Origin of the sequence: Aeromonas sp. 603757 (assembly GCF_049171255.1) — a bacterium.
Classification (GTDB): Bacteria; Pseudomonadota; Gammaproteobacteria; order Enterobacterales; family Aeromonadaceae; genus Aeromonas; species Aeromonas veronii_A.
On the sequence record NZ_JAAKOE010000004.1, the window covers coordinates 262,727 to 281,532 of the forward strand.

Consider the following 18,806-nt stretch of genomic DNA (forward strand, 5'->3'; position numbering starts at 1 on the left):
GTTATAAGACGGAAACAACAAATTATTCTTAGTTATATACAAAATTCGAAATGGAATTCGGTGCCTGATGGGCTGAAGGTTTTTGCGCAGCCATTGCGGGGTAAAGGGGCAACGATGAGGGGGAGAGTGATAACCAGAGGCAAGCTACCAGTGGCAAAAATGACCAAAACAGAAGGGAGGCGGATACCTCCCTTCTGGTTGAGCGGGTGTTCACCTGACCGAAAGCACAGGCGAGTGACCGCGCATTCTGGCCTTAACCGCCTGCTGGCTCTCAGTAACCCAGGGTAAAGCGCTGGCGCAGGTGAGTCGGTTTTTCCACCTCGTTCAGCACGCCGTCGGCCAGATCACCGGCGGTGATCCCGGCAGGCTGTTCGCCGCTAAAGAGCACCTGATCGCCACCAATCCGATAGCCGCCGCGCTTCTCGCCCGGTTCGAGGAACACCGGGGGAGAGACAAAGCGCCAGTCGAGAGCGGTTTCACGGCGCAGGGCGGTGAGACCGTCACGGGCCGCCAGTGCCCCCTGTTTCCACTCGGCCGGAAACTCCGGGGTATCCACCAGTTGCACGCCGGGGGCGACCTCCAGACTGCCGGCGCCACCTACTACCAGCAGCCAGCTGTTGGCCGCTTTGGCTGCTGCGACAATCGCGTTGGCGCCCTTGAGGTACTGGTCGTAGATATCCGGTGTGGTCCAGCCCGGGTTGTAGGCGCTGATCACCCGATCGTGCCCCTTGAGCACCTCGGCCAATGCCTGCGGGTTTTGGGCATCCACCGCCACGGCGGTGACCTGCGGATGGGCGGCCACCTTGCTGACATCGCGGACTATGGCGGTGACGTGATGGCCGCGGCTGATGGCCTCGTTCAGGATGGCTGAACCGACAAAACCGCTGGCACCGATCAGGGCAATCTTCATGGGGAACTCTCCTTCACTGTTGGAATGGGGCTATCCTACGCTGCCATTTATGATTTAATAATCACCTCAAAAATGCATTTACTTATAAGCTGGATTTAATAATGGAACAGCTCAGACGTTACGCCATCTTCGCCGCCGTGGTGGATGCGGGCAGCATGACAGGGGCGGCCAAATCCCTTGGCATGACCCCCTCTGCCGTCAGTCAGCATATCAGCCAGCTCGAAAGCCTGCTCGGGCTGCCCCTGCTCCATCGCTCCACCCGTCGCCTCAGTCTGACCGAGGCGGGAGAGGTGGTGTGGCAAGGGTGCCGGGCGTTGCAGCAGACCCTGAGCGAGACCGAGCTGCGCCTCTCGGAGGTGCGCGACGCCCTGCTCGGGGAAGTGCGGATCACCGCCCCGGTGGGGATGGCGGGCCAGCCGCTGGCTCTGGCCCTCTCGCCGCTGTTGCAGGCCCATCCCGGCCTCACCATCCAGATCATCGCCGACGACGAGAAGCGGGATCTGATTGCCGAGCGGATCGATGTGGCGCTGCGGGTCGGCACCTTGCCTGACTCGACCCTGGTGGCCCGCAAACTGGGGCAGACCCGGATGCTGCTCTGCGCCGCTCCCGCCTATCTGGCGCGCAAGGGGACGCCGCGCATGCCCGCCGATCTGGCCACCCACGACTGGCTCTGCGGCGACATGCTGGGCAACGGTTTGCTGCTGCAGGATGAAAAGGGGGGCGAACACAGGGTGAGGTTCAAGGCCAAGGTGCTCTGCAATAACGTGTTGCCCTTGCGCCAGTTTGCGCTGGCGGGGCAGGGGATCTCGCTGCAGCCGGAGGGAGAGATTGGCGAGGATCTGGCGCAGGGGCGTCTGCTCGAACTGTTGCCCGGTTTTCGGGTGGCGCCGATGGAGATCCACGCCATCACGCCGCAGCGGGAGATCCCGGAGAAGGTTCGGCGGGTGGTGGAGGCGCTACGCAGCTACTTCGCAGGCACTTCCTGACACATATCAATGCAGCTTGGCCTAGCTGTCAGTTGGGCTCTTGCCCGCCAATGGGCTGGCGGCGCCACAGATAGAGTCCGATTGCCAGCAGCAAGCCGCCCAGAAAGAGCCAGCGAGCGCTCCCCCAATGGCCGCTGTCCGTCATCAGGGCCGCCAGCAGCAAGGGCCCCAGCAGCTGACCGAGGTTGGCGAGCTGGACAAAAAAGCCCTGCACGATGGCCAGTTGTACCGGCCCCTGACTCACTTCCTGCGCAGACGAGAGGATAGCCGGCGGCGCCATACCACCCGACAGGGAGAGGACGAGGCACAATCCATAGGCCCACCACGGCGACAGGCCGGGCCAGAAGGCGAGCATGCCGCACAGCGCCATCAGACTCAGTGCCCAGCAGATGAGCCGATCTCGCGCCACGCCCCGGCGCAGCAGCCATGCCCCCATCAGGTTGCCGGGAATATTGGCGACCACCGCCAGCGCCGAAAGCAGGGCGATCTGGTTTTGGCCAATCCCGGGGCTGCCTTGCAACATGGTCGGCAGCCAGACAAAGAGCGCCCAGAGCATCAGGCTGTAGAGCATGAACGCCAACCCGTAGCGCCAGAGTGTCAGTTGTCGGAGTACCGTGAGTTGGCGCAGCGGGTGGCCCGAGTTGATCGAGTTTTGGGGTGCCCAGACCCGCAGCCCATCTGCCGAGCGACTGGCGAGCAGAAGCAGCAGGACAGAGAGTTGCGGGATCATCAGGATCAGCCAGGCCAGTCGCCAGCCACCTTGCGCCGTGAGCCAGGGGGTGAGCAGCATACCCGCCGCCGCCCCGAGAGGCAGGTTGACCGCCCACAGGCTCAAGGCCAGCCGTTTATCCTCCTCCCGGGTCACCGCCACGATAAAGGCGGGCATGGCCACAGAGACCAGCAAAAAGCCAATCCCCTCGACAATGCGCGACAGCAGCATCATGGCCAGCCCGGTGGCGGGTAGTGCCAACGCACCGCCTGTGACGATAACCAGTAGCCCGACAACCCCGGTTTGCCGTCCACTCCAGCGAGTCAGCAGCAGGCCGAGAAAGAGGCTGAAGAGGATCGCCAGCGTATTGAAAGCTGAGGCGAGATAGCTGGCTTCGACCAGTGTCAGCCCCAGCTCGCTGCGCAGTATGCCGAGTACGGCGGGCACTTTGCCAAGGCAGAGGGCGCCGCTGGCACCGGCAAAAATGGCGAGGAAGACCAGAGGCCAGCGCGTGCTTTGTGGCTGGTGGCCAGCGAGCGTGCTCATGGCCGATATTGGCCGTTGCGCAGCCACTCATCGTTGAGCTGACCAAATTCGCCGCGCTGATAGGCATGCAGCCGATCTGCAATGGCGTCGTGGCTGTTCATGACGAAGGGGCCATGTTTGACCAGGGGTTCATTGAGCGCCTGGCCTGAGAGCAGCACGAAGTGGCAGGGCTCGGTGGCCTCAAGCTGCAGAGCCACAGCCTCGCCGCCATCGGCAGAGAGGCTGACACCCATCCCGTGACCTGCCGGGATGAGGTGCCGCTCTCCCTCCGCCTGCAGGGTCAGCGATCCGGTCAGGGAATAGATCATGGCATTCCAGCCTGCCGCCAGCAGATGGGTGAAGCGGCTGCCGGGCGCGCAATGGCCATCGAGCAGGGTAAAGGGTTGGGGCAGTTTTACCGAGTGTGGTGCCGTTATCCCGTTGCTGTGGCCTGCGACCACCCGTACTCGCACCCCTTCGCCATGAAATTCGGGGATGGTGGCAGCGGCTGCGTGGACGGCAAAAGGCGACATCATCTTTTGACGGGCAGGCAGGTTGACGAAGATCTGCAGGGCGTGGACATAGGGCGATGCCCCTTCCGGCTGCTCGGTATGTACGGCCCCGCGCCCGGCCGCCAGCCAGTGGAGCGCCCCCGGTTCGATGGGGCCCTGATTGCCGAGGGAGTCGTAGTTGACGTGGGGGCTCGTCGAGTCCTCGAACAGATAGGTGACGGCAGAGATCCCGGCGTGGGGATGGGGCTCGAAGGTGGGGGGGTCATCTGGAAGTGATCCACCATCACCACGGGGTCTATCAGACCGTTGAAAAAGTGTTCGCCAAAATGGCTGGCTGCAAAGCCGCTGCCAATGCGTAGCGGTTGGCCCTTGACGGGGGCGGAGAGAGTCAGGCGTCTGGTCATCGATATAACCTCTTGAAGACAAAAGAAGCCTTCGGTCATCTGACCGAAGGCGAGGCGAGTTACGACTTCTTGGCACCCTCTTGCATCTGCCACACCAGGGTGGCGAAAGGCATGTCGAGGGCGCTGTAGACATCGTGCGCCTTGGGGTCGACGTTGCTGCGCAGCATCTCGACCGCGGCAGAGGCGTAGTCGGTGACCGGGATACCGGCCCCCAGCAAGCGTTGCAGCCCAGTGGTGCGCTTGGCTTCGTTGAAGGTGCCGGAGGCATCAAGCACCACCCGGGCATCATAGCCGGCAGCCTTGGCAGAGAGGGCCGGGAAGCTGGCGCAGATCTCGAGGGATACCCCGGCGATGATCAGCTGTTTGCGGCCGGTCTTCTCAATGGCGGCGCGCACGGCAGGATCGTCCCAAGCGTTGATGACGGTGCGGTTGATCACCTTCACATCCGTCAGGGCACTGGTCAGTTCAGGCATGGTGGGGCCCCACATGCCATCGGGCATGGTCGCGGTCACGATCACCGGCACGCCGAGGGCGCGGGCGGCGTTGGCCAGCGCCACCACGTTGTGCTTGAGCTCGCCCACCGTGGTGTCGCGCACGCCGCTCAGCAAGCCGACCTGATGGTCGACCAGCAGCAGTACCGCATTGTCTCGGGAGAGCATCTCCAGATAGCGGTTGGGTGATACGGTCGGATGGCTGGCAGCCTCGGCGGCCATGGCCGGTGTCGCTGTGGTGGCCAGCGTGGCGGTCAGGGTCGCCAGACCGAGCAGGGTGGCAGAGCAGATTTGTCGCAGTTTCATGGTGAACTCCTTGTGATATTGGAACAGTCAAACGGCCCTTGCTGGTGGGGCGGATTGCCGCGCAGCAACCGTCTGATGGGGACAGGGCCATTATGATGGCTGCAAAAATAGCGACAATCTGGTGAAATAGGTTCTTATCGTTCCACCAATGGAACGATAAGAATGCTCCTCACCCTGACCAAGGCTGCCCGATGACACCACTGGAACTTGATTTGAATGATCTCTATCTCTTCACCCATGTGGTGCAGCGGCAGGGATTCACTGCCGCCGCGCGGGCGCTTGGCGTGCCCAAGTCGCGGATCTCGCGCCGGATCCGGCTGCTGGAGGAGCGGCTGGATACCCGGCTGCTGCAACGTACCTCGCGCCAACTCAGCCTGACCGATGCCGGTGAGGTGCTCTATCGCCACTGTCAGGCGATGCTGGCCGAGGCGCAGGCGGGAGAGGCGGCTGTGCGGCAACGGCAGCAGGAGCCGAGCGGTCTGGTGCGGATCAGCGTGCCCATTACCATGGCCGATGCGCTGCTTGCCCGCTTGTTGCCCGTTTTTATGGCGCAATACCCCAAGGTGAGGCTCGCCGTGCAAGCCAGCAATCGGCAGGTGGATCTGCTGGAGGAGGGGCTGGATGTGGTGATCCGCGGGGTGGCCTTTGAGCAGCCCCCCTCCAGCCTGGTGCAGGTGCCGCTCTGTACGGTGCAGTGGGGCGTGCTGGCGACCCCGGCGTGGCTCTCGCGCCACAATGCGCTGGCGCATCCACGCCAGCTGGAAGGAGAGGATGCCCTGCTTTTCAGCTCGCTGGAGCGTCAGGCCGATCTGCTGCGGCTGCGGCACGACAGTGGGGAGAGTGAGGAGGTTGCGGTCAATGTGCTGCTGCGCAGCGACAATGTGCAAACCCTCAAACAGGCGGCGCTGGCGGGGCTAGGAATGGTGGGCTTGCCACTTTACGCCTGCGTCAATGAGCTGGAGGATGGGCTGCTGCAACAACTGCTGCCCGAGTGGCGTCCCAAAGATGGCAAGCTGGTGATGCTCTATCCCGCGCGGCGCGGTCTGTCACCGGCGGTCAGGGCCCTCATCGACTTTATCAAGGCGCAGTTGCCTGCACTGCTGGCAGAGGTCGGTCAGCCACGCTGAGGAGGGCTATCCCTCCATCTTGCGGCGAATGCGCTCGAACAGGCTCTGCAGGCAGGCTTGATCCCGATCGGCGGCCCGCACCGCGCCGTACATATGGCGACGGATACCGCTCCCGAGGGGTCGGGCGCAGAGCATCCCCTGTCTGACAAACTCGTCGCTGGCCCAGCGTGGCAAGGCGGCAACCCCGAGGCCGGCGGCGGCCATCTGCAGCATCACCGAGGTGTTGTCCACCGGCTTGCAGCGGGCGGGCTCCACCCCGGCGGGTTGCAAAAAGCGGCTGAAGATATCCATGCGGCTGCGCTCCACCGGATAGACCAGCAGCACCTCCGGCCCCAGATCGCCCGGCTCGATGTGGCTCTGGTGGCAGAGGGGATGATCCGGCGCCATCACCAGAGTCAGATCGAAGGCAAACAGCGGCTCGAAGTGGAGATCGCCGCGGGCCTGCACGTCCGAGGTGAGCAGCAGATCGAGCTGGCCGCCGAGCAGGGCATTGATGGCATCAAAGCCCGGCACCGACTCCACCTCCAGATCCACCCCGGGCCACTGGCGGCGAAAATCGGGCAACAGCGGCAACAGCCATTGGATGCAGCTGTGGCAATCGAGCGCCAGATGCAGCCTGCCCGCATCGCCGCTCTGCAGGGCTTGCAACTGTTTCTCGGTCTGGGCCAGAGCGGGCAATACCTGACGGGCGAGGGCGAGCAGCTGGCTGCCTGCTGCGGTTAGCACCAGCGGGCGACTTTTGCGCAGGTAGAGCTCCAGATTGAGGCGGGTCTCCAGCTCTTTGAGCTGGTGGGAGAGGGCGGACTGGGTAAGGTTGAGGGTCAGCGCCGCACCGGCCAGCGAGCCCTGCTCGGCCAGCGCGGTCAATGTTTTCAAGTGTTTGATCTCTATCCCTGCATTGCTTGGCACTGCCATAAGATGGCTCCTTGTGAGATTGCGTCTGGCGCTGAGGTTACGGTCGGCGGTGGCCTGCTGCGCTTCTTGACTCCGGCACCTCTTGCACCTGTAAACATCGGCCTCTGTATCCTCGCGGTGAACCTGACTGGCGGTCAGTTGAGGATTATTTGAGAGCCAGTTGAAGAGGATTCAATAGCCAGCGTCACCTTATCTTGTCATTTTGGATGTGTAAACATCTGGATGGCTAAATCATCCAGTTTCCCATCAGATGAATGAGCATAAGGAAATGAACCTATGACACGAGCACACACCCTGGGCTTCCCCCGTATCGGCGCCAAGCGCGAGCTGAAATTTGCCCTCGAATCCTACTGGCGTGGCGAGACCACTCAGGCCGAACTCGTTTCCGTGGGCAAGACGCTGCGTGAGCGCCATTGGCAGGCCCAGCACGGCGCCGGGGTCAATCTGCTGCCGGTGGGCGACTTTGCCTGGTACGATCAGGTGCTCGGTACCAGCCTGCTGGTGGATGCAGTGCCTGCCCGCCACCGTCATGGCGAGACCGATCTCGACACCCTGTTCCGGGTAGCCCGCGGCCGTGCGCCGACCGGCCCGGCGGCGGCCGCCGCCGAGATGACCAAATGGTTCAACACCAACTATCACTATCTGGTGCCGGAGTTCAGCCGTGATCAGCGCTTCAAGCTGGGCTGGAGCCAGCTGTTTGACGAGGTGGAAGAGGCCAAAGCGCTGGGGCTGCCGGTCAAGGCGTTGCTGCTGGGACCGGTCTCTTATCTGTGGCTTGGCAAGGAGAAAGAGAGCGGCTTCTCCCGCCTTGAACTGCTCGATCGCCTGCTCATCGTCTATCAGGAGATCCTGGCCAAGTTGGCCGCCCAGGGAGTGGAGTGGGTACAGATCGATGAACCTGCGCTGACGCTGGACTTGCCGGACGAGTGGCGGCTGGCCTACCTCAACGCCTACGAGCGCCTGAGCGGCCCCTGCAAGCTGTTGCTCACCACCTATTTCGGTTCGGTTGCCCATCAGCGCGACATCATCACCAGCCTGAAAGTGGATGGCTTGCATCTGGATCTGGTGGCCGCCCCCGAGCAACTGGAGACCCTGGTGCCGCATCTGCCCGCCCAGTGGGTCATCTCCGCCGGGGTGATCAACGGCCGCAACGTCTGGCGTGCCAATCTGGCCAAGCTGGCGCCGACTCTGAAGGCACTGAAAGCCAAACTCGGCGAGCGGCTCTGGGTGGCCTCATCCTGCTCATTGCTGCACAGCCCGGTGGATTTGACCCTGGAGCAGGAGCTGGATCCCCAGACCCGCAGCTGGTTCGCCTTCGCCTTGCAAAAATGTTTCGAGCTGGGACTGCTCAGAGAGTATCTGGATGGGGGCGAGCTCGACAAAATCACCGCCTACAGCCAGCCCATCGTCGATCGGGAGTCCGACAGCCGGGTGCACAAAAAAGCGGTGCAGTCACGGCTCGCCAACCTGACCAACAGCGATTTTGAGCGCCACAGCCCCTATCCGGTCAGGGCCGAGCTGCAGCGCTCGGATCTCAAACTGCCGCTGCTGCCCACCACCACCATCGGCTCCTTCCCGCAGACCTCCCAGATCCGGGTGTTGCGGCAGGATTGGCGCTCCGGTCGCATCGATGACAGTGCCTACGAGGCTGGCATTAAGGCCGAGATCCGCGATGCCATCGCGCGTCAGGAGGCCATCGGGCTGGATGTGTTGGTACATGGTGAGGCTGAGCGCAACGACATGGTGGAGTATTTCGGTGAGCTGCTGGATGGCTTTGCCATCACCCGCTTCGGTTGGGTACAGAGCTATGGCTCCCGCTGCGTCAAGCCGCCGGTGATCACCCGCGATATTGACCGCCCGACTCCCATGACGCTCGAATGGACCCGATTTGCCCAGAGCCTGACCGACAAGCCGGTGAAGGGGATGCTGACTGGCCCTGTGACCATCCTCTGCTGGTCCTTCCCGCGGGAAGATGTGAGCCGCGAGCAGTCCGCCCTGCAAATCGGGCTGGCCATTCGCGACGAGGTGGCTGACTTGGAAGCCGCCGGCATCAAGATCATCCAGATCGACGAACCGGCGATCCGCGAAGGCTTGCCCCTGCGCAAGCAGGATCATCAGGCCTATCTCGACTGGGCGGTGCGCGCCTTCCGTCTGAGCGCAAGCCCGGTGGCGGACCGCACCCAGATCCACACCCACATGTGCTACAGCGACTTCAACCTCATCATCGAGGCGGTGGCGGCGCTGGATGCGGATGTGATCACCATCGAGACCAGCCGCAGCCAGATGCAGCTGCTCGAAGCGTTCGAACGCTTCAACTACCCCAACGAGATTGGCCCGGGCGTCTACGACATCCACTCGCCGAACGTGCCGAGCCAGAGCTGGATTGAGGGGTTGCTGCGCAAGGCGGCCAAGCAGATCCCGGCCGAGCGGCTCTGGGTCAACCCGGATTGCGGCCTCAAGACCCGGGGCTGGGAAGAGACTGAGGCCGCCCTCAAGGTGATGGTCGATGCCACCAAGGCGCTGCGGGCCGAGCTGGCGTAACCGGCTAGCCGTGACCGCCATCGGTAAGGTGGCGTGCTGACAAACGAACGAGAGAGGGGAAGCCATTGCTTCCTCTCTCTTTTTTCGTTGGCCACTTTTCCACTGGATCCTGAACCTTGCCGCAGCCCGCTTTGCACTAGGCTCAGAGTTGGCAGAAGTGGATGGAGTCGCGGCCATGAGAGTCAGTCTGGGGAGCGCAATCCTGTGGGGATTGCTGATGTGGCAGAGTGCATGGGCGGCGCCAGCGGCCGAGTTGAAGATGGTCTACTTTGACGACTTTGCCCCATATTCGTGGCGTGACGAACAGGGCAGGATGCGCGGGCTGATGATAGACGTGATGGATCGGGTGGCAGCGCAGATGGGGCTGCGGGTGCGCCATGAAGGTTATCCGTGGCAACGGGCGCAAAAACTGGTGCGGATGGCGCAGGCCGATGGCTTTGTCACCATCGCCACCCGGGAGCGCCGCTCTTACACATTGGTGGTGGAGGAGCCCGTTACCACGACGGTTTTGACGGTATTTACCCGGCTTGGCCACCCCCGGATGAGCGATTTTCAGCGTGCCAGCCGCTTGAGCGACTTCAAATCACTTACCTTTCTCGACTATTTCGGTAACGGCTGGGGCAAGGAGAACCTGGCGGGCTTCACCGTTCATCACACCATCAATGTCGATAATGTTTTCAAAATGCTGGCGGCGGGTCGGGGGGACCTGATGGTGACCGACCCACTGGTGGCACGTTTCAAACTCAACCAGCTGGGATTGTCCGGGCAGGTGGTCGAGGTGCCGCTGCAGCTTGCCTCTACCCCGTTCAATCTCTGCATCGGCAAGCACTCCCGCTTCAATACCCGGATAACCGAGTTCAACCGTGCCCTGCAACAGCTGCGACAAAGCGGCGAGTTGGCGCGTATCGTCGAACGCTATCGTTGATGCGTTGCCGCCATCTGCGGTTTGCCAAGGTTTGCCAAGGGCGTGTCTATCTTGGCGTCATATCGGCGATGGTTGCCCAGAAGGCATCGATCAAGGGCCCCTTGCTGTGGGGCGGACGGATAAGGCCAATGGTCCAACAGGCTTCCCCGTCTCTCAAGGGGAGGGTGAGCACATCCGGGTGCTCTATGGTGGTGGAGGAGGGGACCAGGGTCCAGGCGATCTCGGCTGCCGCGGTGGCGACGCCAGCGGCAAAGTCGTTGACGTACTGGATATCGCGAAAACGCAGCCCGCTCTGGGCCAGATAGTTCATCAGGTGATCGTAAAACGACGGGGCCTTGTCCCGACGCAGGATCGCCAGCGGCTTGTCCACCAGATCCGCCAACTCCCTCACATCGCGGTAGCTGGCGGGCAGCACGGCGACAAAGTGTGCTTCGACCACTGGCAGGGCGTGCCACCCCTTGGGGGCGGGCAGGCGGCAAAAACCGAGATCCAGCTTGCCTTCACTCAGCGCCAGCAGCTGGTGGTGGGTAGAGAGATCGTTGAGCTCTATGGTCACTTGCGGCCGCTCGGCGCGAAAACGGGCGATGGCGGCGGGCACCAGGATTTTGGTGGCCACGCCAAAGCCGATGCGCAGGGTGCCGACATTGCCCGCCAGCACGTCGCGGGCGGTGCGCGAGAGCTGCTCGCTCTGGATGACCACAGCGCGGGCATCTTCATACAGCGCCCTGCCCAGTCCGGTGAGGCGAGTGGTGCTGGCGTTGCGCTCGAACAGCTCGCCGCCCAGCTCCTCCTCCAGTCGCCTTATCTGTTTGCTCAGGGCCGACTGGGTAACGTGCTGACGTACCGCCGCCTGGCCGAAGTGCAGCACCTCCCCCAGAGTGACGAAGGCTTTCAGATCCCGTAGCTCCATCAGGGCTCCTTTCATTCCTGTTGGGAATGTTGAGTGGTCATATTTGTCATTGGACGGAATTTTAGAAGTGATGGATGCTTATGCCAATTCATTTCGGGTGCCCCGGCACGGGGGCGCCGAGTTATCAGAGATGGCTGACACCATCAGCGCAGAAGGAGCAACACCAGATGCATCACCACAAGTTCAACGACTTCCCGAGCGATTTTCTGTGGGGCGCCGCCTCCGCCGCCTATCAGGTGGAGGGGGGCTGGAATGCCGATGGCAAGGGGCCCTCGGTGTGGGATCTCTTCACCAAGCTGCCGGGCAAGACCTTTGAGGGGAGCAACGGCGATGTGGCGGTGGATCACTACCACCGCATGGAAGAGGACGTGGCGCTGATGGCCGAGATGGGGCTCAAGGCTTACCGCTTCTCGGTGAGCTGGCCACGCATCTATCCCACCGGTCGCGGTGAGGTGAACGTGGCGGGTCTGGCCTTCTACGAGAAGCTGATCGACACCCTCTTGGCCCACCAGATCGAACCGGTGCTGACCCTTTATCACTGGGATCTGCCGCAGGCGCTGCAGGATGAGTACGGCGGCTGGGAAGATCGACGCATTATCGAGGATTTTGAGCGCTACTGCGTGACCCTCTATCAGCGTTTTGCCGGCAAGGTGAAGTACTGGGTGTCGCTTAACGAGCAGAACTACAACCTGACCAACGCCTATCAGCTCGGCACCCATCCGCCCGCCGTGCAGGATCGCAAGCGCTTCTTTGCCGCCAACCATATCGCGTTTCTGGCCAACGCCCGGGTGATCAAGGCGTTTCGCCAGCATGTGCCAAATGGCCTCATCGGCCCGAGCTTTGCCTACTCCCCAGCCTATCCGGCGTCGTGCGATCCGAAAGATATGCTGGCCTACGAGAACGCCGAGGAGTTCAACAACCTCTGGTGGCTGGATGCCTACTGCTTCGGCCGCTATCCGCAGGCGGCGCTCGCTTACTTGCGGGAAAACGACGAGGCGCCGGAGATCCTGCCGGGCGATATGGAGTTGCTGCGCGAGGGGACGCCCGACTACATCGGCGTCAACTACTACTACACCCTGACCTACACAGATAACCCCTTGGGCGGTCAGACCCTGCAGCGCATCAACACCACCGGCAAGAAGGGCACTACGCCATCGAGCGGCATCCCCGGCCTCTACAAGACGGCGCCCAATCCGCACCTTGAGACCAGCAACTGGGATTGGGCCATCGACCCGACCGGGATGCGCATCGCCCTGCGTCGCCTCTCTTCCCGTTATGGTCTGCCGCTGATGATCACCGAGAACGGCCTTGGCGAGTTTGACAAGCTGGAGGCGGGCGACAAGGTGAACGATGAGTACCGCATCGATTATCTGCGCAGCCACGTCAAGGCGTGCCAGGAGGCGATGCAGGACGGGGTGGAACTGCTCGGCTACTGTGCCTGGTCGTTCACCGACATCCTGAGCTGGCTCAACGGTTACCAGAAGCGTTACGGCTTCGTCTACGTGGAGCGTGACGAGCAGGGGGGGTCACTTCGCCGGATCAAGAAGGCGAGTTTCCACTGGTACAGCCAGGTGATCGCCAGCCAGGGCAAGCAGCTCTGACGATGTATCGCATTGCGTAACAAGCGGGCCCGGGCAATCCCCGGGCCCGCGCTGTTTGTGGCGGGGAGAGGGGGCAAGCCGGTTTCTCACCGTGCGACTCATCCCTGTTTGCTGATATTTGTCCTGCCAAAGCCGCCGACCCCTGCTATTATCTGCGGCCGAACATGAGCCAATAAAAATCAGGATATCGTGATGACTGACCACACTTTTATTCCCGGCAAGGACGCGGCGCTGGAAGACTCCATCGAACGCTTCCAGACCAAGCTGCAAGCCTTGGGCTTTGATATTGAAGAGGCCTCCTGGCTCAACCCCGTGCCGAACGTCTGGTCGGTGCATATTCGCGACAAAGAGTGCGCCCTCTGCTTTACCAACGGCAAGGGTGCCAGCAAGAAGGCGGCCCTCGCGTCTGCCCTTGGCGAATATTTCGAGCGTCTCTCCACTAACTACTTCTTCGCCGACTTCTATCTGGGCGAGCAGGTCGCCAACGGCGATTTCGTTCACTACCCGAACGAAAAGTGGTTCCCCATCGAGGGTGACCAGTTCCCGGCCGGTCTGCTAGACAGCTTCACCCGCAAGTTTTACAACCCGGATGGTGAAGTGACCGCCGACATGCTGGTGGATCTTCAGTCAAACAACGAGGAGCGCGGTATCGTCGCCCTGCCGTTCGAGCGCCAGTCCGATCACGAGACCGTCTACATCCCGATGAACATCATCGGCAACCTCTATGTCTCCAACGGCATGAGCGCTGGCAACACCAAGACCGAAGCGCGCACCCAGGCGCTCTCCGAGGTGTTCGAGCGCCACGTGAAGAACAAGATCATCGCCGAGGCTATCAGCTTGCCGCTGATCCCGGACGAGGTGATTGCCCGTTATCCGGGAATTGCAGCCTCCATCGCCGCCCTCGAAGCGGAAGGCTTCCCCATTTACAGCTTCGATGCCTCCCTGGGTGGCCGCTATCCGGTCATCTGTGTGGTGCTGCTTAACCCGAGCAATGGCACCTGCTTTGCCTCCTTCGGTGCCCACCCGCGCTTCGAAGTGGCCTTCGAGCGTACCGTCACCGAGCTGCTGCAGGGCCGCGGTCTCAAGGATCTCGACGTATTCGTGCCGCCGTCATTCGACAACGAGCAGGTGGCGGATCACCACAACCTCGAGACCCACTTCATCGACTCCTCGGGCCTTATCAGCTGGGATCTGTTCAAGCAAGATGCGGACTTCGAGTTTGCCGACTGGGACTTCCGTGGCACCTCGCAGGAGGAGTTCGACCACCTGATCGGCATCTTCCACGAGCTGGAGCAGCCGGTCTATATCGCCGACTACGAGCATCTGGGTGTCTACGCCTGCCGCATTCTGGTGCCGGGCATGTCCGACATCTATCCGGCCGAAGATCTGCTGCTGGCCAACAACAACATGGGCGCCAACCTGCGCGAAGTGATCCTGGCGCTGCCATCACTGGATTGGGATGCCGAGCAGTACATGGCGTTGTTTGATCAACTGGATGAAGAGGGGCACGACGAGCGCACCCGTGTACGCGAGCTGCTGGGCATCGCCGCTGCCAAGGGGACCGCGCTGCACACCCTGCGCGTTGGCGAGCTGAAAGCCATGCTGGCGCTGGCCGCCGGTGAGCTGGAGACCGCACTGGATCTCATCGACTGGACCATGGAGTTCAACCAGTCAGTGTTCACTGCCGAGCGTGCCAGCTACTACCGCGCCCTGCGTGCCTGCGTCGAGTTGTTCCTCGACGAGGAGCGGGATCCGGAGCAGTATCGCGCCGTCTTCACTCGCATGTATGGCGAAGAGACGCTGGCACAGGCATGGGCCAACGCCACTGGCGAAGCACGCTTCCACGGTCTGGAGGCGGCCGACCTGTCGCTCTCCCAGTTCCCGCTGCACCAGAAGCTGCTGGCGGCTTACGAGAAGCTGCAAAAGGCCAAGCGAGCCCATCACTGGGCGTGATCGTTGCTGTAAAGGAAGGGGCCGAGTGGCCCCTTCTGTTTATCGTGCGGCAAGGCACGGGATTGTTATTCAAAGATGAAATAAAAAACAAAAAATACCCCTAAGGGGATTGATTGCAGGGCAGGGGATGTGCTGTTGATCTGCAAAGATATCTTGCCAATGCCACATTTCCATGATTGGAAATAAATTCTTTAAAATCATTGCATTAAAAATGTGATATTTCTGTTTCAGCTGATACATGGTGTAAAGTGGCGTAGCCATCGCACTAAAATATTTGTAGTAAAATTACATTCGCACTCTGATAAACTTGATCAATGTCAATTTTGGCTATTAGGCCCTTTGTTATGATTTCAACAGGCAAAACATTCAGGTAGAAAATAATTGAAAGCTGAATCTCCATTCGATTGTCTCAAGCCCGAAGCCATCGCTGCACTGGCTGAAGACATCACCTATGCCAAGGCTACCAAGCCGGCATACAAGGTCATTCCACTGGCCATTACCGCAGGCGCTTTCATCGCCATCGCATTTATCTTCTACATCACAGTGACGACCGGAACCGGCTCCATGCCTTGGGGTATGGCCAAGTTGGTGGGCGGTCTCTGCTTCTCTCTCGGACTTATTCTCTGTGTGCTGCTCGGTGCCGAGCTGTTCACCTCCACCACCCTGACGCTGGTGGCCAAGGCTGCCAATCGCATCAGCTGGGCTCAGCTGCTCAAGAATTGGGGTCTGGTCTACTTCGGTAATCTGATTGGCGGTCTGCTGATGGTGGCGCTGATCATCGTTTCTGCCGAGTACACGGCAGCAGACGGTCAGTGGGGCCTTAACGCCCTCAAAGTGGCCCAACACAAAATTCACCACACCTTCTTCGAAGCGGTGGCGCTCGGTATCCTCTGTAACCTGATGGTATGTCTTGCTGCCTGGATGGCCTTTGGTGCCCGCAGCGCGACTGACAAGGTAGTGGTTATGCTGCTGCCGGTTGCCATGTTCGTTGCCTCAGGTTTCGAGCACAGCATCGCAAACATGTTTATGATTCCGGTTGGTATCGCTATCCACAGCGTGGCTAGTCCGGAATTTTGGCAGGCCATCGGCCAGGATCCGGCAACCTTTGCTGACCTGACCGTATCCAACTTCGTCCTACACAACCTCATCCCCGTGACCATCGGCAATATCATCGGTGGTGGCGTGATGGTTGGTCTGACTTACTGGTTTATCTTCCGTCGTCATCATTAAGGATGATTGCGGGATACTACATCAATACCGTGTGAGGTAATGAAAAATGGCAGAACTTAACGAACAGTTCCAAAAAGCATGGGAAGGCTTCGCGGCCGGTGAATGGCAGACCTCTGTCAACACCCGTGACTTCATCCAGAAGAACTACACCCCGTATGAAGGTGACGAGTCCTTCCTGGCTGGCGCGACCGAAGCGACCACCAAGCTGTGGGACAAGGTCATGGAAGGGATCAAAATCGAAAACCGCACTCATGCGCCGGTCGATTTTGATACTGACCTGCCCTCCACCATTACCGCACACGATGCCGGTTATATCGATCAGAGCCTGGAGCAGATCGTTGGTCTGCAGACTGACAAGCCGCTGAAGCGCGCCATCATCGCCAACGGCGGTATCAAGATGGTTAAAACTTCTTGCGAAGTGTACGGTCGTCAACTGGACCCGATGGTCGAGAAGATCTTCACCGAGTACCGCAAGACTCACAACCAGGGCGTGTTTGACGTTTACACCAAAGACATCCTGAACTGCCGTAAGTCTGGTGTTATCACCGGTCTGCCGGATGCCTACGGCCGTGGCCGTATCATCGGTGACTACCGTCGTGTTGCCCTGTACGGTGTTGACTTCCTGATGGCCGACAAACTGGCCCAGTTCAAGTCCCTGCAAGCTGACCTGGAAAACGGCGTCAACCTGGAAGCCACCATCCGTCTGCGCGAAGAGATCTCCGAACAGCACCGTGCCTTGGCACAGATGAAGGTGATGGCTGCCAAGTACGGTTGCGATATCTCCGTACCGGCCAAGAACGCTAAAGAAGCCGTACAGTGGACCTACTTCGCCTACCTGGCGGCAGTCAAGTCCCAGAACGGTGCAGCCATGTCCTTCGGTCGTACCTCCAGCTTCCTGGATATCTACATCGAGCGTGACCTGCAGAAAGGCCTGATCACCGAGCAAGAAGCCCAGGAGCTGATGGACCACATGGTCATGAAGCTGCGTATGGTTCGCTTCCTGCGTACTCCGGAATACGATTCACTGTTCTCCGGCGACCCGATGTGGGCGACCGAGACCCTGGCTGGTATGGGCGTTGATGGCCGTACTCTGGTCACCAAGAACAGCTTCCGTATGCTGAACACCCTGTACACCATGGGCCCGTCCCCTGAGCCGAACCTGACCATCCTGTGGTCCGAGAAGCTGCCGGTCGGTTTCAAGAAGTACTGTGCCAAGGTATCCATCGAGACCTCTTCCGTTCAGTACGAGAACGACGATCTGATGCGTCCGGATTTCAACAACGATGACTACGCCATCGCTTGCTGTGTATCCCCGATGATCGTTGGTAAGCAGATGCAGTTCTTCGGTGCTCGTGCCAACCTGGCCAAGACCATGCTGTATGCAATCAACGGTGGTATGGACGAGAAGCTCAAGATCCAGGTCGGTCCGAAAACCGAGATGGTCAAGTCCGAGTACCTCGACTACAACGACGTAATGGATCGTCTGGACCACTTCATGGATTGGCTGGCCAAGCAATACGTTGCTGCGCTGAACATCATCCACTACATGCACGACAAGTACAGCTACGAAGCCTCTCTGATGGCGCTGCACGACCGTGACGTATATCGCACCATGGCGTGTGGTATCGCTGGTCTGTCCGTAGCCGCTGACTCCCTGTCTGCCATCAAGTACGCCAAGGTCAAGCCGATTCGTGACGAAGATGGCGTTGCCATCGACTTCGAAATCGAAGGCGAATACCCGCAGTTCGGTAACAACGACGCTCGCGTCGATGATATCGCCTGTGACCTGGTTGAGCGCTTCATGAAGAAGATTCAGAAGCTGAACACCTACCGTGGTGCTGTTGCTACCCAGTCTGTTCTGACCATCACCTCCAACGTGGTATATGGCAAGAAGACCGGTAACACCCCGGATGGCCGTCGTGCTGGTGCTCCGTTCGGTCCGGGTGCAAACCCGATGCACGGTCGTGACCAGAAAGGTGCTGTTGCTTCCCTGACTTCCGTAGCCAAGCTGCCGTTCGCTTACGCTAAAGATGGTATCTCCTATACCTTCTCCATCGTTCCGAACGCACTGGGTAAAGATATGGAAGCCCAGAAAGCCAACCTGGCTGGCCTGATGGACGGTTACTTCCACCACGAATCCAACGTAGAGGGTGGTCAGCACCTGAACGTTAACGTGATGAACCGTGAAATGCTGCTGGACGCCATGGAAAACCCGGAGAAATATCCGCAGTTGACCATCCGCGTATCCGGTTATGCCGTTCGCTTCAACTCTTTGACCAAAGAGCAACAGCAAGACGTCATCACCCGTACCTTCACCGCTTCTCTGTAATCGAGACGTAGTGAGCAAAAACCGGCGCCAAGGCGCCGGTTTTTTTATGCGTGCGATTCAGGGGGAGTAATCATCCCCAGTGAATCGCCTCCAGTTCCATCGCAACCACAACAGTTGTTACTGGGTATTCGAAGAGGATTAAGGGGAGGGGCTCACCAGGATTGACCTAGGCCCCGTCTGTAATGCGATTATGCTTTATTCGCGCTCTAAGGGGATAGGCGGTTGCTTTGCCTGCCATTGCATCAGTGTTGCTATGGCTCGTGGAACAGCTGATCAGGTTTAAGGGGTGAACAGAGGCGCCATCGCGGGTATCAAGCAATACCCATAAGCCTGTGACTATGGAATCATTCTCTGCCTCTGCCTCTGCCTCTGCCTCTGCCTCTGCCTCTGCCTCTGCCTCTGCCTCTGCCTCTGCCTCTGCCTCTGCCTCTG

14 protein-coding genes are annotated in these 18,806 nt (G+C 60.3%); 8 read left to right on the forward strand and 6 right to left on the reverse strand.

Going from position 1 to position 18,806, the window contains the following annotated elements; genetic code table 11:
- Positions 1-271: 271 nt before the first annotated feature.
- Positions 272-910, reverse strand: coding sequence for an NAD(P)-dependent oxidoreductase (locus G5332_RS06140; RefSeq protein WP_227342672.1), 639 nt, complete (start codon positions 908-910; stop codon positions 272-274).
- A 101-nt stretch (positions 911-1,011) separates the two neighbouring features.
- Here G5332_RS06140 and G5332_RS06145 point away from each other — a divergent pair, with 101 nt between their 5' ends.
- Positions 1,012-1,896, forward strand: a complete 885-nt coding sequence (locus G5332_RS06145; protein ID WP_227342674.1) for a LysR family transcriptional regulator — start codon at positions 1,012-1,014, stop codon at positions 1,894-1,896.
- 28 nt (positions 1,897-1,924) lie between these two features.
- On the opposite strand, the gene G5332_RS06150 is transcribed toward G5332_RS06145, so the two are convergent.
- The 3 genes from G5332_RS06150 to G5332_RS06160 are packed head-to-tail and all read right to left on the reverse strand — an operon-like array spanning position 1,925 to position 4,843.
- On the reverse strand, positions 1,925-3,151 hold the full coding sequence (locus G5332_RS06150; RefSeq protein WP_421249479.1) for a CynX/NimT family MFS transporter: 1,227 nt from the start codon (positions 3,149-3,151) through the stop codon (positions 1,925-1,927).
- Positions 3,148-4,068, reverse strand: coding sequence for a pirin family protein (locus G5332_RS06155; RefSeq protein WP_421311183.1), 921 nt, complete (start codon positions 4,066-4,068; stop codon positions 3,148-3,150). The genes G5332_RS06150 and G5332_RS06155 overlap by 4 nt, the downstream gene beginning before the upstream one ends.
- Positions 4,069-4,105: 37 nt before the next feature.
- The gene (locus tag G5332_RS06160; protein ID WP_338454929.1) at positions 4,106-4,843 is read right to left on the reverse strand and encodes an isochorismatase family protein; all 738 of its coding nucleotides are present in this window, start codon (positions 4,841-4,843) and stop codon (positions 4,106-4,108) included.
- Positions 4,844-5,034: 191 nt separating this feature from the next.
- Between G5332_RS06160 and G5332_RS06165 the strand changes: the two genes are divergently transcribed.
- Positions 5,035-5,970, forward strand: coding sequence for a LysR substrate-binding domain-containing protein (locus G5332_RS06165; protein ID WP_421249478.1), 936 nt, complete (start codon positions 5,035-5,037; stop codon positions 5,968-5,970).
- 6 nt (positions 5,971-5,976) lie between these two features.
- Here G5332_RS06165 and G5332_RS06170 read toward each other — a convergent pair whose 3' ends face one another.
- Entirely contained in the window at positions 5,977-6,885 is a 909-nt protein-coding gene (locus tag G5332_RS06170; RefSeq protein WP_129503882.1) for a LysR substrate-binding domain-containing protein, read from the reverse strand.
- Positions 6,886-7,161: 276 nt separating this feature from the next.
- On the opposite strand from G5332_RS06170, the gene metE reads away from it, so the two are divergent.
- Positions 7,162-9,426, forward strand: a complete 2,265-nt coding sequence (gene metE, locus G5332_RS06175; RefSeq protein ID WP_421311184.1) for a 5-methyltetrahydropteroyltriglutamate--homocysteine S-methyltransferase — start codon at positions 7,162-7,164, stop codon at positions 9,424-9,426.
- Between the two features lie 175 nt (positions 9,427-9,601).
- Entirely contained in the window at positions 9,602-10,351 is a 750-nt protein-coding gene (locus G5332_RS06180) for a substrate-binding periplasmic protein (RefSeq protein WP_120414108.1), read from the forward strand.
- Positions 10,352-10,397: 46 nt separating this feature from the next.
- Here the strand turns inward: G5332_RS06180 and G5332_RS06185 are convergent, their stop codons facing one another.
- Positions 10,398-11,261, reverse strand: a complete 864-nt coding sequence (locus G5332_RS06185; RefSeq protein WP_021231364.1) for a LysR family transcriptional regulator — start codon at positions 11,259-11,261, stop codon at positions 10,398-10,400.
- A 167-nt stretch (positions 11,262-11,428) separates the two neighbouring features.
- Here G5332_RS06185 and G5332_RS06190 point away from each other — a divergent pair, with 167 nt between their 5' ends.
- The 4 genes from G5332_RS06190 (at position 11,429) to pflB (ending at position 18,374) form a co-directional block, all read left to right on the forward strand.
- Positions 11,429-12,862: a glycoside hydrolase family 1 protein gene (locus tag G5332_RS06190; RefSeq protein WP_421249476.1), complete on the forward strand. Its 1,434-nt coding sequence runs from the start codon at positions 11,429-11,431 to the stop codon at positions 12,860-12,862.
- Positions 12,863-13,054: 192 nt separating this feature from the next.
- On the forward strand, positions 13,055-14,815 hold the full coding sequence (ycaO, locus tag G5332_RS06195) for a 30S ribosomal protein S12 methylthiotransferase accessory factor YcaO (RefSeq protein ID WP_005352574.1): 1,761 nt from the start codon (positions 13,055-13,057) through the stop codon (positions 14,813-14,815).
- Positions 14,816-15,196: 381 nt separating this feature from the next.
- The gene (gene focA / locus G5332_RS06200) at positions 15,197-16,045 is read left to right on the forward strand and encodes a formate transporter FocA (RefSeq protein ID WP_005333620.1); all 849 of its coding nucleotides are present in this window, start codon (positions 15,197-15,199) and stop codon (positions 16,043-16,045) included.
- A gap of 46 nt (positions 16,046-16,091) precedes the next feature.
- Positions 16,092-18,374, forward strand: coding sequence for a formate C-acetyltransferase (gene pflB / locus G5332_RS06205; RefSeq protein WP_005352571.1), 2,283 nt, complete (start codon positions 16,092-16,094; stop codon positions 18,372-18,374).
- Positions 18,375-18,806 lie beyond the last annotated feature (432 nt).

Coding starts and splice junctions, on each gene's coding strand:
- G5332_RS06185 (WP_021231364.1), bottom strand. CDS start 11,261: ATGGAGCTACGGGATCTGAAAGCCTTCGTCACTCTGGGGGAGGTGCTG.
- G5332_RS06190 (WP_421249476.1), top strand. CDS start 11,429: ATGCATCACCACAAGTTCAACGACTTCCCGAGCGATTTTCTGTGGGGC.
- ycaO (WP_005352574.1), top strand. CDS start 13,055: ATGACTGACCACACTTTTATTCCCGGCAAGGACGCGGCGCTGGAAGAC.
- pflB (WP_005352571.1), top strand. CDS start 16,092: ATGGCAGAACTTAACGAACAGTTCCAAAAAGCATGGGAAGGCTTCGCG.
- G5332_RS06140 (WP_227342672.1), bottom strand. CDS start 910: ATGAAGATTGCCCTGATCGGTGCCAGCGGTTTTGTCGGTTCAGCCATC.
- G5332_RS06170 (WP_129503882.1), bottom strand. CDS start 6,885: ATGGCAGTGCCAAGCAATGCAGGGATAGAGATCAAACACTTGAAAACA.
- G5332_RS06160 (WP_338454929.1), bottom strand. CDS start 4,843: ATGAAACTGCGACAAATCTGCTCTGCCACCCTGCTCGGTCTGGCGACC.
- metE (WP_421311184.1), top strand. CDS start 7,162: ATGACACGAGCACACACCCTGGGCTTCCCCCGTATCGGCGCCAAGCGC.
- G5332_RS06150 (WP_421249479.1), bottom strand. CDS start 3,151: ATGAGCACGCTCGCTGGCCACCAGCCACAAAGCACGCGCTGGCCTCTG.
- G5332_RS06145 (WP_227342674.1), top strand. CDS start 1,012: ATGGAACAGCTCAGACGTTACGCCATCTTCGCCGCCGTGGTGGATGCG.
- G5332_RS06180 (WP_120414108.1), top strand. CDS start 9,602: ATGAGAGTCAGTCTGGGGAGCGCAATCCTGTGGGGATTGCTGATGTGG.
- G5332_RS06165 (WP_421249478.1), top strand. CDS start 5,035: ATGACACCACTGGAACTTGATTTGAATGATCTCTATCTCTTCACCCAT.